This window comes from Nannocystis pusilla (assembly GCF_026626665.1).
In the GTDB taxonomy this organism is placed as follows: domain Bacteria; phylum Myxococcota_A; class Polyangia; order Nannocystales; family Nannocystaceae; genus Nannocystis; species Nannocystis pusilla.
Map to the genome: position 1 here is coordinate 7,058,877 of NZ_JAPNKE010000002.1, position 13,733 is coordinate 7,072,609.

At 72.3% G+C, this 13,733-nt stretch carries 16 protein-coding genes and 1 pseudogene; 7 read left to right on the top strand and 10 right to left on the bottom strand.

What is annotated here, in order from left to right; genetic code table 11:
- Window positions 1-26 precede the first annotated feature (26 nt).
- Window positions 27-542 (bottom strand): nuclear transport factor 2 family protein, encoded by a 516-nt coding sequence (locus OV079_RS31125; RefSeq protein WP_267772696.1) that lies wholly within the window; start codon window positions 540-542, stop codon window positions 27-29.
- A 511-nt stretch (window positions 543-1,053) separates the two neighbouring features.
- Between OV079_RS31125 and OV079_RS31130 the strand changes: the two genes are divergently transcribed.
- The gene (locus OV079_RS31130) at window positions 1,054-2,313 is read left to right on the top strand and encodes a hypothetical protein (protein WP_267772698.1); all 1,260 of its coding nucleotides are present in this window, start codon (window positions 1,054-1,056) and stop codon (window positions 2,311-2,313) included.
- The gene (locus OV079_RS31135; RefSeq protein WP_267772700.1) at window positions 2,274-2,492 is read left to right on the top strand and encodes a hypothetical protein; all 219 of its coding nucleotides are present in this window, start codon (window positions 2,274-2,276) and stop codon (window positions 2,490-2,492) included. The genes OV079_RS31130 and OV079_RS31135 overlap by 40 nt, the downstream gene beginning before the upstream one ends.
- On the opposite strand, the gene OV079_RS31140 is transcribed toward OV079_RS31135, so the two are convergent.
- The gene (locus tag OV079_RS31140) at window positions 2,458-3,303 is read right to left on the bottom strand and encodes a hypothetical protein (RefSeq protein ID WP_267772701.1); all 846 of its coding nucleotides are present in this window, start codon (window positions 3,301-3,303) and stop codon (window positions 2,458-2,460) included. The genes OV079_RS31135 and OV079_RS31140 overlap by 35 nt on opposite strands.
- Window positions 3,304-3,320: 17 nt before the next feature.
- Here OV079_RS31140 and OV079_RS31145 point away from each other — a divergent pair, with 17 nt between their 5' ends.
- A complete protein-coding gene (locus tag OV079_RS31145) occupies window positions 3,321-4,235 on the top strand; it encodes a tetratricopeptide repeat protein (protein ID WP_267772702.1) in 915 nt (304 codons plus the stop codon).
- Entirely contained in the window at window positions 4,220-5,047 is an 828-nt protein-coding gene (locus tag OV079_RS31150; RefSeq protein WP_267772704.1) for a hypothetical protein, read from the top strand. The genes OV079_RS31145 and OV079_RS31150 overlap by 16 nt, the downstream gene beginning before the upstream one ends.
- A gap of 285 nt (window positions 5,048-5,332) precedes the next feature.
- On the opposite strand, the gene OV079_RS31155 is transcribed toward OV079_RS31150, so the two are convergent.
- From OV079_RS31155 to OV079_RS31175, 6 genes and pseudogenes are all read right to left on the bottom strand, one after another.
- On the bottom strand, window positions 5,333-6,451 hold the full coding sequence (locus OV079_RS31155) for a hypothetical protein (protein WP_267772705.1): 1,119 nt from the start codon (window positions 6,449-6,451) through the stop codon (window positions 5,333-5,335).
- Window positions 6,452-6,510: 59 nt separating this feature from the next.
- Window positions 6,511-7,320 (bottom strand): alpha/beta fold hydrolase, encoded by an 810-nt coding sequence (locus OV079_RS31160; RefSeq protein WP_267772706.1) that lies wholly within the window; start codon window positions 7,318-7,320, stop codon window positions 6,511-6,513.
- 280 nt (window positions 7,321-7,600) lie between these two features.
- Complete coding sequence (locus tag OV079_RS31165) at window positions 7,601-7,897, bottom strand: hypothetical protein (protein WP_267772707.1); 297 nt, start codon at window positions 7,895-7,897, stop codon at window positions 7,601-7,603.
- Entirely contained in the window at window positions 7,897-8,436 is a 540-nt protein-coding gene (locus OV079_RS31170) for an RNA polymerase sigma factor (protein ID WP_267772708.1), read from the bottom strand. The genes OV079_RS31165 and OV079_RS31170 overlap by 1 nt, the downstream gene beginning before the upstream one ends.
- A 29-nt stretch (window positions 8,437-8,465) precedes the next feature.
- Window positions 8,466-8,552, bottom strand: a pseudogene (locus OV079_RS58905) (hypothetical protein); the annotation flags it as partial.
- A 13-nt stretch (window positions 8,553-8,565) separates the two neighbouring features.
- Window positions 8,566-9,045, bottom strand: coding sequence for a hypothetical protein (locus OV079_RS31175; protein ID WP_267772709.1), 480 nt, complete (start codon window positions 9,043-9,045; stop codon window positions 8,566-8,568).
- Window positions 9,046-9,365: 320 nt separating this feature from the next.
- Here OV079_RS31175 and OV079_RS31180 point away from each other — a divergent pair, with 320 nt between their 5' ends.
- Window positions 9,366-10,073: a hypothetical protein gene (locus OV079_RS31180; RefSeq protein ID WP_267772710.1), complete on the top strand. Its 708-nt coding sequence runs from the start codon at window positions 9,366-9,368 to the stop codon at window positions 10,071-10,073.
- A 235-nt stretch (window positions 10,074-10,308) separates the two neighbouring features.
- Here OV079_RS31180 and OV079_RS31185 read toward each other — a convergent pair whose 3' ends face one another.
- A complete protein-coding gene (locus OV079_RS31185; RefSeq protein WP_267772712.1) occupies window positions 10,309-10,872 on the bottom strand; it encodes a hypothetical protein in 564 nt (187 codons plus the stop codon).
- A gap of 261 nt (window positions 10,873-11,133) precedes the next feature.
- Entirely contained in the window at window positions 11,134-11,319 is a 186-nt protein-coding gene (locus OV079_RS31190; RefSeq protein ID WP_267772713.1) for a hypothetical protein, read from the bottom strand.
- A 642-nt stretch (window positions 11,320-11,961) separates the two neighbouring features.
- Between OV079_RS31190 and OV079_RS31195 the strand changes: the two genes are divergently transcribed.
- Together OV079_RS31195 and OV079_RS31200 are read left to right on the top strand one after the other, a co-directional pair.
- On the top strand, window positions 11,962-12,876 hold the full coding sequence (locus tag OV079_RS31195; RefSeq protein WP_267772715.1) for a hypothetical protein: 915 nt from the start codon (window positions 11,962-11,964) through the stop codon (window positions 12,874-12,876).
- On the top strand, window positions 12,873-13,637 hold the full coding sequence (locus tag OV079_RS31200) for a hypothetical protein (protein WP_267772717.1): 765 nt from the start codon (window positions 12,873-12,875) through the stop codon (window positions 13,635-13,637). The genes OV079_RS31195 and OV079_RS31200 overlap by 4 nt, the downstream gene beginning before the upstream one ends.
- Window positions 13,638-13,733 lie beyond the last annotated feature (96 nt).

A 13,733-nucleotide genomic window follows, 5' to 3' on the forward strand; every position in this document is an offset into this window, starting at 1 on the left:
ACCGGCGCCGGCAATGTGGGCACCGCTCACTTGTTCGGCTTGCGCTCCTTCAGAAAGCGCAGGTCGCCGCCGATGTCGTGAAGCGACGTGATCGGCACCACCACCGGCACTCCGGGCGTCGTCTCCAGCACCTTCGGGTTCCCGCCCGACCAGGTGATGCGGTTGATGCGGTGCTGGATCCGCCACTTCCCCTTCACCTTGACCAGGCGGTCGTCGTAGTAGCCCTGGCCCTCCCAGAAGTCGCCGCCGGGCGTCCCGGGCTTGATCAGGCGGAAGTGCCCGTAGGTCATCGCCCAGCCCTCGTTGCCCTGGAAGTCCCACAGCGTGTTCGACATCGTGTGCTGGGTGCCGCTGTAGACCGCGTGGATGACCGCGAAGATCTGCTTGAAAGTGTCGAGGCCGGTCCACACCGCGCCCTCGCCGTAGTCGGCGATCACGTCGGGCGTGAACACCTCGTCGAACAGGTCCCACTGCTGGGTGTCGATCGCCAGCGCGTAGAGGTGGACCAAAGTCAGGATCGTGTCGGCTTCGCTCTGAGACATCCCCGAGCCCTTTCGCTACAGTTCGTGTTTTCGGGCGCGCACCGCAGAAGGCGCGCCACGTTGCAGCCTAACACACGGCCCTCGCCTTTCGACGGGAGAATGCGCGCACCGTCTGGTGTCACGATCGCCGACCTCCACGAGCGCCCGATCCGTCGCCGCTCGCCGCGCGGCGGCGCCGGGCGTCGGTCGGTGACGGGCGCGGCGATGCCCTGCTCGCCGGCGTCGCGTCGCCGGCCGCGGCGAATGACGACACGGCAGGCCGCGCGGATCCCCGGGCGGCCCTCGTCTTTCGCCGGCCCTCGCCGCGAACCACCTGTCCGCCGCCGCCGCCTCGCGCCCCGGTCCTCGCCGCCACGCGCTCGCCAGTGGAACGTTGTATCGCCACCATTATTCCCGCCACGCTTTGACGCGCCGCACAGGCGTACGAATGTCCGAGCAGCGCGTCACAGTCCGCGGTGTTCCTTGCATTGGCAACCTTGTCAGGCGCAAAGAGCCGTGGTGAAGTCGCGGCGTGAACGATCCGTTCAGCATCGGACCGCGTCTGTCGGGCGAGTTCGTCGGTCGTGACGCCGAGCTCGCCGACGCCTGGTCGTGCATCGAGAACGTGGGCGACAGTCTGGTCATCGTCAGCGAATTGCCGAATGGTCGCACCTCGCTGCTGCGGCGGATCGAGGCGATGCTGCGCGAGCGGGGCCGGCGGGTCGCGTTCATGGACGCGCTGCGGCTGCCGCAGGACATCACCCCCGCGGCGCTGTGGCACAAGCTCGAGGGCCGGCTCGACCTCGACCTGTCGCGCAGCTACAGCGACGGCCTGGCCCGCCCCGCGCCGGTGTTCCTGCTCGACGACTTTCACGAGCTGCTCAGCCGCCAGCAGATGCGCACCCCCGAGTTCCTCGGCATGTTGCGCTCGCTGGCCAGCATGCGCGTGCTGAAGTTCGTCAGCACCAGCGCCGCCGACCTGGTCACGCTCGGCCGGCAGCTCGGCGAGGCCTGGGGCTCGCCCTTCCTCAATACGTATCGCGAGCAGCGGCTCGGGCCCCTGGGCAGCCGCGACGTCGAGTACGTGCTCGCGCTGGCCGGCGACCAGCTGTCGGACTGCGACCGGGCCTTCATCGCCCGCTGCGCCGGCGGCCAGCCCAAGCTGCTCAACCTGCTCGCCTCCGGCCACCTGCGGGTCAACCGCGCCGCCCTGCCCGGCACCCCTGCCACCGTCCGCCACCAGCAGACCTTGCACCTCCTGCGCAACGAGCTCGGCCACCTGTTCCGCGGCTTCTGGGCCCGGCTCGCCAGCGACGAGCGCTGGTGCCTCCTGCAGGTCTGCGCCGGCCACGCCTGCCGCTCCACCGTCCCCGGCAGCGAGCTGCTCGATCGGCCAGGCGACCCCGCCCTCGCCTTCGACCACCAGCGCGCCGCCGCCGTCAGCCGCTGCTTTCAGAGCCTGCCGCGGATCGTCCTCAAGCGGGCGGTCGCCGAGGTGCTCGGCGAGGACGCGGTCCCGCAATTGCCGAGCGACATGCAGACCGACGCCGTGTTCGCGGTCGAGACCGAGAGCTTTTGCGGCGGCGGCTGTGCGTCGCCGCCGTGCTCGCCAGCCTGCGCCGGCAGGGAGCAGTCGGCGACGACGAGCTGCGCGCGCTGCAGGGCCCTGGCGACTCGCTCGCGCCGCCGTCGACAGCGGCGATGGAGAGCGCGCTCGAGCGGCTGGCCGACAGCGGGCTCCTTCTCCCGAGCGTGTCGCCGCCGGGCTGGGAGATCCGCCCGTGCGCGCTGACCGGCTGGTTGCGCGACCACCTGCGCGCCCCCGACCTCCTGTCCCGACTCATGATCCACGGCGCCGACGGTTATTCGCTCGCGCCGCTCTACACCTTCGTCCACGCCCACCGCGAGCGGTTCGCGGGCGGCGCGGGCGAATATTTCAAGGACCTCTATTGTGATGTCTCGCCGAGCTAATCCATTTATCGTCGGTAATTCGGTCGGCAACACCCCGGCCTTCGTCGGCCGCGAGGACATGTTCGCCCGCGTCGATTTGTTGTTGGGCAGCCCGACGGAGGTCGGGATCCTCCTGTTCGGCCAGCGGCGGATCGGCAAGAGCTCGCTGCTCCACCAGCTGCACTCGCGCCTGCCGGCGATGGGGCCGTGGCGGCCGATCTACTTCGACCTCCACGGCCGGGCGACGATGACCGCCGCGCAGCTGCTCGGCGACCTCGCCGAGGTCATCGCCCGCACCGCCAAGTTCCCGGCCTTCACCGGCCGCGAGGCGTCGATCGGCGAGTTCCGCGGGTGGCTGCGCGAGGGCCTGCGCTCGCTGCCCGAGGGCCACCGCCTGGTGTTCCTGTTCGACGAGTTCGACGTGCTGTCGGCCCCCGACGGCGAGCGGCGCTCGCACGAGCTCTACTCGGTGCTCACCGACATCCTCCAGGGCGAGGCCGGGGGCCAGCTCGCGGCGGTCTACGCGGCTGGCAGGACCATGAACGACCTCGACAGCGCGGCGCGCCCGCTGCTGCGCGGCGTCCCGGTCATTCACGTGTCCACCCTGGGCCGGCTCGAGTTCGATCAGCTGCTCGACCTCGGCGAGCGCGACGGCTCGCTGGTGTGGGGCGACGGGGCCCGCGACGTCCTGTGGGACCTCACCTGCGGCCACCCGCTGCTGACCCAGCTGCTCGGCTCCCGCGCCTGGCAGGCGGTCCAGCGCTCCCACAACCCGGTCGTCTCGGCGGCGATGGTCCACGAGCTGGTGCCCGGCGCGCTCAAGGAGTCGCACGGCATGCTCAGCTGGCTGTGGACGGCATCACCCCGGCCTGCCGGGTCGTCGCCGCCGCCATCGCCGAGCACAAGAGCCGCGCGGTCACCGTCGACGAGATGGCCACGGTCCTGCGCGACAGCGGGGTGCGCATCATCATCAGCCAGCTGTCGGCCGCGCCGCAGCTGCTGCGCGAGTGGGACCTGCTCGAAGAGACAGACGGCAAGTACAGCTTCAAGGTCGAGCTGCTGCGCCTGTGGGTGCGCAAGTGCCAGCCGTTCTCGGCCGTGCGCGAGTGCCTCGACGAGCTGGTGCCGCGCGCCAACGACTTCTTCCGCCGCGCCAGCGAGATGTGGCAGGGCGCCGGCGACCTCGACCCCAAGCGGGTCGCGGCGATCGCCGCCCTGCTCGAGTCGATCTTCAACGACCCGCGCATGAACCCCAACCACGTCGGCGCCGCCCTGCTGCTGGCCGACGTCTACGTCCACCAGGGCCGGCGCGACGACGCGATCCACCTGCTCGCCAGCCTGTACCCGATCCAGCCGATCGCGATCGGCCCGCGCTACGTGCAATTGCTGCTGCAGAGCGTCGAGAAGCCGACGGCCCCGCAGACCGAGGACGAGCGCCTGGCGATCTTTGAAAAGATCCTCGAGGCCGCCCCGCGCACCCACGAGGCGGTGGTCGGGCGCGCGGCGATCCTGCGCGAGCGCGGCCAGCGGCACCTCGGGGCCGGCCAGCTCCGCGAGGCCCGCGACTGCTTCGTCCGCGCCGGCGACACCGAGCAGGTGCTGCAGCTCGACGCCGAGCTCGAGCGGCGCCAGCTCGAGCAGCTGCTCGGCGACGTGCAGGAGCTCGAGCACGCTGGACGGCCCGCCGAGGCGCTCGCGCGGCTCATGGGCGCTTCCCCCAGCTCGCCGAGCGCCCCGAGTGCGTGGCCATGCGCGAGCGTCTGACTCGCCGCCAGGCCGCCGAGGACACGCTCGAGACCGCCGTGGTGGCGCTGCACAACCACGACCGCGAGACGGCGATCGAGCGGCTGTGCCAGGTGCTGCAGCTCGACCCCGGCCACCCGCGGGCCACGCGGGAGCTGGCCGGCCTGCTGCGCCCGCCCGAGCGCCGGCGCCTGCGCGACCGCTGGGCCCCGTACCTCGTGTTCTTCTCGCTATGGGTCGCCACGCTCGGGGCGATCCCGCTGATCATCCGCTCGTCGTATCCGCTTCCGGTCGCCCAGGAAGTCTTCACCTCCGACAAGTGCGAGGCCTCGGTATTTCCGGGCTGGATGTTCGCGCAGCAGGCCGAGGTCGCCCCGACGACGGTCGTCGCGACACCGGCCGCTCCGCCGCCGGCTGCCGAGGTGGCCGCCCCGGCGCCCGAGCGACCCGCGCCGAAGCGGGTCCGTCGCTCGCGCCCGGAGGCGCCGAGCCCGAGCGCCCTGGCCCAGTGCGAGCGCGGCAACGCCTGGTCCTGCTACGGCATCGGCATGCTCTACCTCGAGTCCGCCCCCGCCACCGCCATTCACTATCTGATGAACCCGTGCGACCGGCGCAACATCGCCGACGCCTGCTGCCGCCTGGCCGAGCTGTACGCCGAGGACGGCCCGTTCCACGACCCGATCTCGATGCAGACGTACCGCGACAAGGCCCACGCCAACGGCATGCGCACCTGCCTCGCCGACGCCCCGCCCGCCGTCGATCCGCCCGCAGGCGACGCCAAGGCGCCCGAGACTGCCCCGACCCAGACGCCCGCCCCGGTGCCCGATCCGTAATGACATGTCCTCGGAGACAGCTGCGGAGGATCGCGCGCTCCGTGAGCTGCGCTCGCGCTTCGGCCACCTCGGCATGACGCGCAGCGAGCTGCTCGCGTGCGCGATGGAGCCGTCGCTCGCCGTCCCGCTGCGCGAGCTCCACGGTGAGCTGCGCTCGGGCTTCGGCCACCTCGGCATGACGCGCAGCGAGCTGCTCGCGTCCGCTGCGCGAGCTCCACGGCAACGACCTCATGAAAAGTCTCGACGTCGCCCTCCGCCGTCGCAGTCGCTCATGACGACGAGCCGTCAGCGCTCGGCGTCGAGCAGCGGAAAGCGGGCGATCGCAGCCTTGCTGGCGACGAGCAGGCTGGCGCCGTCGCGGGCGAACGCGAGGGCCTCGATCGCCCGGGTCGCGCCGCGATAGAACTGGATCGCGCCGGACAGGTGCACGTGCGCCACCAGGCCCGCGCGCGTCCCCACCGCGAGCCAGCCTCGCGGGTGCCAGGCCAGGCAGGTGACCTCGGTGGTCTTGGTCGTCAGCGCCCCGGCGCCCGCGAGCATGCGCCCGAGCGGGAGGCAGAGCACCTCGCGGCCGCCGTCCACCTCGAACACGGACAGATCGCGCAGACCGTCCCTGCCGCCCGCGCCCACCGCGACGTGACCGCCGTCGGGGCTCACCGCGAGCGCACGCATCTGGTAGCCGAGGCCGCCCGTGCCCATCGGGTGCGACCAGAGCAATTCCCAGGTGGGCAACCGCGCGGCACCGACCTCGAGGAACCCGCCGTACAGCGCCACGTCGCCGCGCACCGCCAGGTGCTTCAAGCGACTCCAGCGCTCGTAGACGCCGCACCGCACGCGGAGCTCGGCGCCGCCCGTGAAAGCGTCGACCTCCGCGACGCCGTCGGCCTCGCTGTCGGTGAACAGGCCCGAGATCGGGAGGTGGCGCCCGGCGAAGCCCGGATCGAGCGCTCGCCGGCCATGGTAGAAGCCCATGGAGCGCGACAGAAAGCGCCGGTCGTCGAGCCACACGAAGGGCGGCTGCAACGGGAAGCGATCGAGCTGCTGCCCGCTCTCGTGATCGATCATCCGCACCTCGGAGCCGCGCCAGGTCTGCGGCGATCCATCCCCGGGCAGGCTCCACGCCGAATCGCGGCCCGTGAGCACGAGCGGCCGCGAAGGGTGTACCGCGATCGGCGGCGCGACGTCGGGGTAGGCGCGCAGGGTCTCGAGCGTGTCGGCGGCCCGGACGTACAGGACGCCCTGGCGATCGTCCCCCTGCGCGTCGAGACATCGGCCGTCCGCGAGCACGATCAGCGCGCGGCCGTTCGGCGACGGCAAGGACGCCTCCGTCTGCCGCGCCGCACCGGCGGGTCTCGAATCGTCGCGCCCCGAGGGCAGGAGCGAGTGCATCGCTAGGGTGCGCACCAGGCGACTATAGCCCGCGCGAGCATCTCGTGGAGCACGCCCCGCTCACGGCGGGACGGTCAGGCGAGGGTGGCGAGGAATCGCAGGACTGCAGCGTCGAATTCGGCGGGAGCGTCGATGTTGACGCAGTGGCCAGCCGCGGGGATGACGACATCGGCGCGGCACTGGGGCTCGCGGCGGGCCCACTCGGGGCCCTGCTCGGCGATCGAGCCGGCGCGGCCGAGGGCGCCGCGGACGAGGATGAAGGGGCGGGAGAGCCGGTAGTCGGGGTCGTCGCGCATGCAGGCGAGCGTGGCGAGCATGACGGCCTCCAGCTCGGGCTTGTCGAGGCGCGACATGGCGGCGTGACAGTAGGCGCGCACGTGGTCGTGGGCGGAGATGGTCCGCGCGCTGGTCCTGAGGAGGGCGCGGTAGGGGTACAGCCTGAGGATGGCGGGGGTGAGGCGCACGCCGAGGCGCTCGGTCCAGCCGAGGCGGGCGGTGTTGCAGGCGCACTCGGCGAGGACGAGGGCACGCACGCGGTCGGGTCGCCGACGCACGAACTCCTGGGCGAGGTTGCCGCCCATGCTCTGGCCGACGAGCACCGCGTCGACCGCCCCGACGGCGTCGAGCAGGGCCTCCATGTCGTCGACGACGGTGTCGATGGTGAAGGGGGCGCCCATCGGCCGCGAGAGGCCGTGCCCGCGCACGTCCCAGGTGAGGAGGCGGTGACGCTCGCCGATCGCGGTGAGGTTGTCACGCCAGAGCTCGTGGTCGAGGCCGGCGCCGTGGGTCAGGAAGAGGAGCGGGCCGTCAGGAGCGCCGCCGAGCCAGTAGTGCAGCGGACAACCGTGGCGCTCGAGAACGTGGGGCTCCGACCGGACCTGCACGCGCTCGAATGTACTTGAACTCGCTGCACGAGGACAGGAGCAGCGGGCGAACCCGGTTGCGCGAATCGAGAGGGCGGAGAGGGCCGCGCTCGCCGCGGAGGGACCGATCCGTACGAAGGGGCCAGCGAGCGCGGGAGAGTCCCGAAGGACATGTCCCATGGGTCATGCCAATGCCGGGGTCATTCCGAGACGGAGCCGTCACGAAGGGCCAGGAGGCCGCCCGGCGCGGGACAGTCCCGGAGGACATGTCCCATGGGTCATACCAAGGCCGGCGAAAACTTCAGGCCATGTTCTTCGAGACAGGCCCCCCGCCCGGTCGCCCGGCCTCGGCGATCCACCACAGCAGCGGCAGCGCGGCCACCAGCAGCGCCAGCCCCGTGGGCGCCCAGGCGAAGCGGGTCGCGGCCTCGACCAGAGTGCGCAGCAGGCCGCCCGGCGCGGCTTGACCGACCACCTGCAGGCCCACCACCGCCGCTGCCGAGAACGCCAGCACCTCGAGCGCGATCGCCGGCGCCAGCACCCGGCGCTCGCGCGCTCGCAGGCGGGCCAGCGCGTCGACCAGGGGCGCCCGGCGCATCAGCGCCACGGGGTCGACCACGCGCGGCCGCGGCGACGGGCTGCGGGCCAGGCTGTCCATGAAGACAGCCACCGCGCGCTCGCGCGGGTCGGCGGGCGAGAGGGCCGGCTCAGTCGCGGGAGCCGGGGCCGCGGAAGGGCGCGAGGGCGGGTGGGAACGCATGGTGGTCCTTGCTTTCGGTTTGCAGGAGGTCGGCCAGCCGCGCGCGCGCGGCTCAGCAGCACGCGGACGCTCGCCGGCCGGACGTCGAGGATCTCCGCCATCTCGGCGTGATCGTGGCCGTCGACGTACGCGAGCCACAACAGCGCCGCGTCGCGTCGCGGCAGGCGGTCGAAGATCGCCTGCAGCTCGCTGCCCTCGCCGGGCTCGGGCGCCCGCGGCGGCGCGGCCTCGTGGGCCAGCAGCAGCTCGCGCAGACGGGCCCCGAGGCGGGTGCGACGGCGGTGGTGATCGGTGACCAGGTTGGTGGCGATCCGGTAGAGATAGGCCCGCTCGGCGCCGGCGCGGACGCGGCCGGGCGGCGCTGGAACAGCCGACAATAGCTGTCCTGGACCAGATCGTCGGCCGCGGCGCGCTCGCCCGTCAGGCGGTAGACGTAGGCCCACAGCCTGGCGTGCGTGGCGGCGTAGAGAGCCTGGAAACGGTCCTCGTCCATGAAGCCTTGAAGCTCAGGAGCTCGCCAGGTCGCGGTACGGTGAGCTGCCGCGGACGCGGCCGGGGCCGCCGAGGATCTCCCACCGCTGCGCCAGCTTGTACGCCACCGCGGCGCCGAGGAGAAGCGCCCCGCCGAGGCACAGCAGCAGCGTGCCGGGGATGACCATGTCGCCGTAGCCGTCGAGCGCCGCCGCCAGCACCAGGAACGCGATCCCGAGCCCCGACAGCCCGAGGCCGCCCTGCACGCTGCGCAGCAATCGGCGCTGCAGCGGCGGCTCGCCCTGGTCGAGCAGGCGCAAGAACTCCTGGCCGGCCGCGCCGCCGAGGAATTTTTCCAGCGCCTCGGGGTCGTTGAAGCGCTCGAGGGTCCGCACCCCGAGCTCGAACCGCCGCTGCGTCTCGTGCTCGGCGCGCAGGCGGGTCTGGCGGACGATGAACCCGACGAGGAAGAAGAAAGTGAGCGGGATCAGGATGGCTTCGAGCTCGACGTCCATGGGCGCCTTTCGTGTTGCCCCCCAAGACGCCGGCCCCGCCCCCGAGGTTAACAACCCCTCGAACGGCGCTCGCCGAAAATTCCCGCCACGCTGACCGCATGTCCAGGCCCCGCAGCGCAGCGCGCGCTCAATGACCCGACGGACATGTCTTTAAGAGCATGTTTTTTCGGTCAGCTCAGTCTTCCTTCAGCGCGACACCGACGACCCGTCTCCGGCCCGCCCTGAAAGCCCGGTGCGACCGCGTCCCGTGGCAGTTGGAGCCAGAAGCCGCAGCAGAACAAAGTTTCTGGGCCGCGCCGCCGCCTTGCTAGGCTGCGCCCATGTTCCTCGCTTGTCCTTCTCGTCCTCTCGCGCTCGTCCTCCTCCTGGCTGCCTGCAGCAGCGGATCGGGCGACGCCACCACCACCGACACGACCCCCGGCACCGAGACCGGCGGCGACACCACCGCCGCCGCCACGGACGCGTCGACGACCACCGACGCCGCGAGCACGGCGACCGACCCGACCACCGGCACGACCGCCCCGACCACCACCGACGCCACCACCACCGACGCCACCACCACCGACGCCACCACCACGACGACCGACGCCACGACGACCGACGCCACCACCGGCGACACGACCACCGGCGGCCTCGTCTGCGACCTCGTCGAGATCACCACCGAGCGGGCCCACGCGCACGGCGGCGACGTGCTCGACTGCGGCATCGTCGATCCGTGGAACAGCACCGCCCAGGAGTGGCAGACCGCCCACGACTGCGCCTCGGCGGCCATCGCCGCCGAGCAGCAGTTCCAGCTGGTCGTCTGGCTGCAAGGCATCGACAGCGACGTCGGCCGCGGCTACATCGGCGTCGCCGCGCCGACGTACACGATCGAGGAGATCTGGTTCGACACCCTCGGCGTCCCGATCACCAGCAAGGCGGACTGCACCGCCCTGGCTCCCGTCGACGGTTGCTACGACTTCCTCGGCTCGCCCTGCTTCAGCTGCGAGGGCCTGAGCAACGGCGAGACCCTCTGCGACATCCCGTGAGACGAGCGCCGCGAGCGGTCGCCCGATCGCTCGCGGCCTGGACAGGCTCGGCCTACGCGGCTCGTTCGCCTCGAACGGCGCGGCGCCGAGGGACGCGTGGGCTCGTCACGTGTCGCTGGTGCGCCGGTTGAAAAGCAGCGGCGCGGCGATCCGCGGTTCGGGTTTCCATTCCTCGCCCCGCGCACGGGCCATCAGCGCCGGCGCGTCGACGCTCCGGTCCTCGCGTCGAACCCCGTCACACTCGCCCGAGCATCGCGAGGATGCGCTGTCGGAACGCCCCGGCCGCCGGGTAGTACCCCGAACGGTCGGCTTCCCGGAACGGCGCGTAGCAGCGGAGCGTGGGGCCCGGGGCGGAGCCGAGCTCGACGTGGACGAGTCCGCCGTCGAACTCGAACAGCTCGCTGTCGCCGATCCGCGAGGCCACGACCTCCGGGCCCAGCGACCGCAGCCGCGCCAGCTCGGGCTCCGAGGCCGGGAGCTCGAGCTGCAGCGAACGGCTGAGGAAGAGGTAGCGGACGAGGAACTCGATCGCCCACGTCGACACCCGCGGCGCGACCACACGACCGCGACGGAACTCGCGGCCGTCACCGCTCCAGTCGGCGACGAAATCATAAGTGGGCGGATCCTCGCGGCCGAGGTCGCGGAACTGCGGCCCCCAGTGGCGATCGCTCTCGCCGGACACCAGCAGCGAGAACGCCTGGCGCCCCGGCACCTGCCTGAGGGCCCAGGCGTCGCGCAGCACATCGGTCCAGGCGCCGAGCCGCCGGATGTCGTCGAGCAGCACGATCCACTCGCGCACCGCCAGCGGGAGCTGCTTCGACCCGCGCCTCGGCCTCGTCGACGGCCGCGACGGTCCGCCCCACCGCGCCGGTGTCGAGCCCGTGCCAGCGCAGGAGAAATTCGCGGAGCACCGCGAAGCGACCGGAGGTGTCGGCGGGCAAACGGTGAAGCGTGGGCTGGTACGACGACGTCACGGGCCGGCGATCCTACCCGGATCGCCGGCCAGGCAGAACTCCCGCGGGCCGCTCGACGCGGGCGCGCGGTGTCCCCATTGTCGCGACTAGAGGCAGTCGTGCAGGCACTCGCCCCGGTCGTTCTGGCAGATCGCGTGCGACTGCCCGGCGGCCAGGCAGGCCGCATACGCGTTGGCGCACTTCTGCTCGCAGGTCACTGCCGAGGCTCGCGGGGCGCCGAAAGCCGCGAAGCACACGCCGATCATGAACGCCATCAGGGTCATCTTTTTCATGGTTCGTCCTCTCGCGCCTCTCGGGAGCGCTGGTTCTCTCGGTGGATCACAAAAACACCGCGGCCCTCGTCGCCGGACACCGCGCCCGGCCCAACCGCGACGCTCTCGACGAAGCACCCGGCGTGCCGCGATCGTGCTTCAACAAATCCAGGCAATTGGCGCCGCCGGCCCGGCGCTGCCGCGAGTCGTCGCAGGGGGCAATGCATCCATTGTCCCCTGCGACAACTTTTTGAATGCGGTCGGTCGGCCGACCCATCGCTGCCAGTCTCGACCGGCCGCGCTCGCGCCGGCGCGAGCGATGCCGGGTGGGCGACATGCCATGAAGCGCAGACCCATCGCGGCCCGCCCGGGCCCGGCCTCGCGGCGGGCCGCCGCGAGTCGGTCGCGGCTTCATGGCGTCGTGGTGGCGGAGCCGCGCCGGGTCTCGCGGTCAACGGCTCTTCCGGACCGTTTTTCGCCGTTCGTCGCGCGTGAGCCCGCCGCTGCGCCTCGACTCACGCTATGCTGGGTCCGGCCGCGCCGATTCGCCCGCCCGGCGGACCGGCGGCGACAGCCGCTACGACCCCTTTTTGCCGCGAAATTCGCCCGCCGCAATTTTTCCCGCGACGGCGGCGACTCCACCTCCGGACGGTGACGCCCCTCATGTACAGCCCTGCGAACCTCTCTTCGACCGCGCGCGCCAGGCTCCTGGCCGGACTGACCTGCGCCGCGCTGCTTGTCCTCCCCGAGCGGCCCGCGGCGGCGCTCTCGTGCGGCGGGGCCGCGTGGGAGTCCGACGGGTCGATGCTGGGCTCGCTCGGCGACGCGACCGCCGAGCACCCGATCGACGCGCAGTTCTGGGAGCTGCGCAGCTGCGCGTACGACTTCGTGGCGCCCTCGGGCTGTCGGCTGGAGCGCGGCGACGACGTCATCCCGGTCGCGGTCGAGGTCGACGGCGCCGAGCACTGCAACGTCGACGACTCGTACGTCACCCGCGACAACTACCCCGACGCGATCGTCCGCTACGTGCCCGCGCGTTCGCTCATGCCCAACCGGACCTACGTCCTCGCGTGCGACGTCGGCGGCCCCGAGGCCAACGACGGGCAGGGCCAGAACACGGTCGTGCGCTCGCGCCTCGACCCTGCGCCGGCCGCCGCCCCGGGCTCGCTGGACGACCTCGAGCTCGCGTACAAGCGCGGCGACGACGGCTGCTGCTCCACCGGCGATTACCTCGAGCTGCAGCTCGACCACGAGCAGACGTGGCTGAGCGAGGGCGGCTACGTCGAGGTGCTCTACGACGACGGTCAGGTGTTCACGGTCACCGGGCCCAACAACTCGTGGGGCACGATCGAGATGCCGCCGACCCGCGGCGGCCTCGAGTTCACGCCGGTCGCCGCCAACGGCAAGCGCGGCGAGACGCTCCGCCTCGACCGCGGCGAGTACGACCGCGAGCTCGTCTACATGCCCTGCGCAGTGAGCGGCAACGCCTCGCCGCTGGCGCTGTGGCTGCTCGCCCCGCTGCTGTGGATCGGCACGTACGGCCGCCGTCGCCGCGCCGCCGTCGGAGGTGCGTCGTGATCTCCCATATCGCGGTCTTCAAGGGCATGTTCTTCGTGACAGGTCTGTTCGGACAGCTGCAGGCGCCCGCCACCGACGCCGGCGTGGCCGTCCCGCCCGCGCCCGCCGCGAGCGCCCCCGCGGCCGCCACGAGCGCCCCCGCTGCGCCCGCGCCCGCCGCCCCGGCGCCCGCGCCCGCCGCTCCTGCCGCGACCGACGTGCCGCCCGCCCCGGCCCCCGCGGCCGCGGACCCGAACGCTGCCCCCGCCGACCCGTACGCCGCGCCGCAGCCGGGGCCTGTCTATGTCCATCAGGACATGTCCCCTCCGCCAGCCCCCTCGCCCGCGCCCGCGAGCAAGTCACGGTTCGTGTTCGCCTTCCTGCCGGGCCCGACCTTCGGCCTCAGCTACCTCCCGTCCCTCAACCTGCCGTTCTTCTTCGGCGCCCGGCTCAGGCACAGCCCGTGGGCGCTGGGCTTTCAGTTCACGGGGTCGTTCGGGCTCGCCGAGCGCTACGTCTCGGGGCTCGCCACCCACCGCTATCACATCACCGCCCTGACCAGCTTCGGCGCCAGGGGCCGCGGCTTCGCCAGCGTCGGCGGCGGCTTCGCGGTCCGCCTCCTCTCGCCGATGGTCGAGGTCGAGGGCCGGGTCGGCTTCCGCTTCGGCTCGTCCCGCCGCGGCATCGTCGGCGGCCAGGTCCGCCTCGGCTACGACTTCGCCCACCGCGAGGGCGCCCCGGTCCCGCAGGTCGGCGCCTTCATCGGCGTCTGCACCTTCTGATCGACCTGCCCGAACGGTCATGTCCGAGACGCGTCACGCGGCGCGTCTCGACCTGTCTCTCGGGCCATCATGATTGCGCCTGCGACGGGTCGCTCG

What these genes read in the sequence shown, in the direction of transcription:
- OV079_RS31175 (WP_267772709.1), bottom strand. Translation starts at nt 9,045, where the DNA reads ATGGACGTCGAGCTCGAAGCCATCCTGATCCCGCTCACTTTCTTCTTC.
- OV079_RS31180 (WP_267772710.1), top strand. Translation starts at nt 9,366, where the DNA reads ATGTTCCTCGCTTGTCCTTCTCGTCCTCTCGCGCTCGTCCTCCTCCTG.
- OV079_RS31150 (WP_267772704.1), top strand. Translation starts at nt 4,220, where the DNA reads ATGCGCGAGCGTCTGACTCGCCGCCAGGCCGCCGAGGACACGCTCGAG.
- OV079_RS31195 (WP_267772715.1), top strand. Translation starts at nt 11,962, where the DNA reads ATGTACAGCCCTGCGAACCTCTCTTCGACCGCGCGCGCCAGGCTCCTG.
- OV079_RS31190 (WP_267772713.1), bottom strand. Translation starts at nt 11,319, where the DNA reads ATGAAAAAGATGACCCTGATGGCGTTCATGATCGGCGTGTGCTTCGCG.
- OV079_RS31165 (WP_267772707.1), bottom strand. Translation starts at nt 7,897, where the DNA reads ATGCGCCGGGCGCCCCTGGTCGACGCGCTGGCCCGCCTGCGAGCGCGC.
- OV079_RS31125 (WP_267772696.1), bottom strand. Translation starts at nt 542, where the DNA reads ATGTCTCAGAGCGAAGCCGACACGATCCTGACTTTGGTCCACCTCTAC.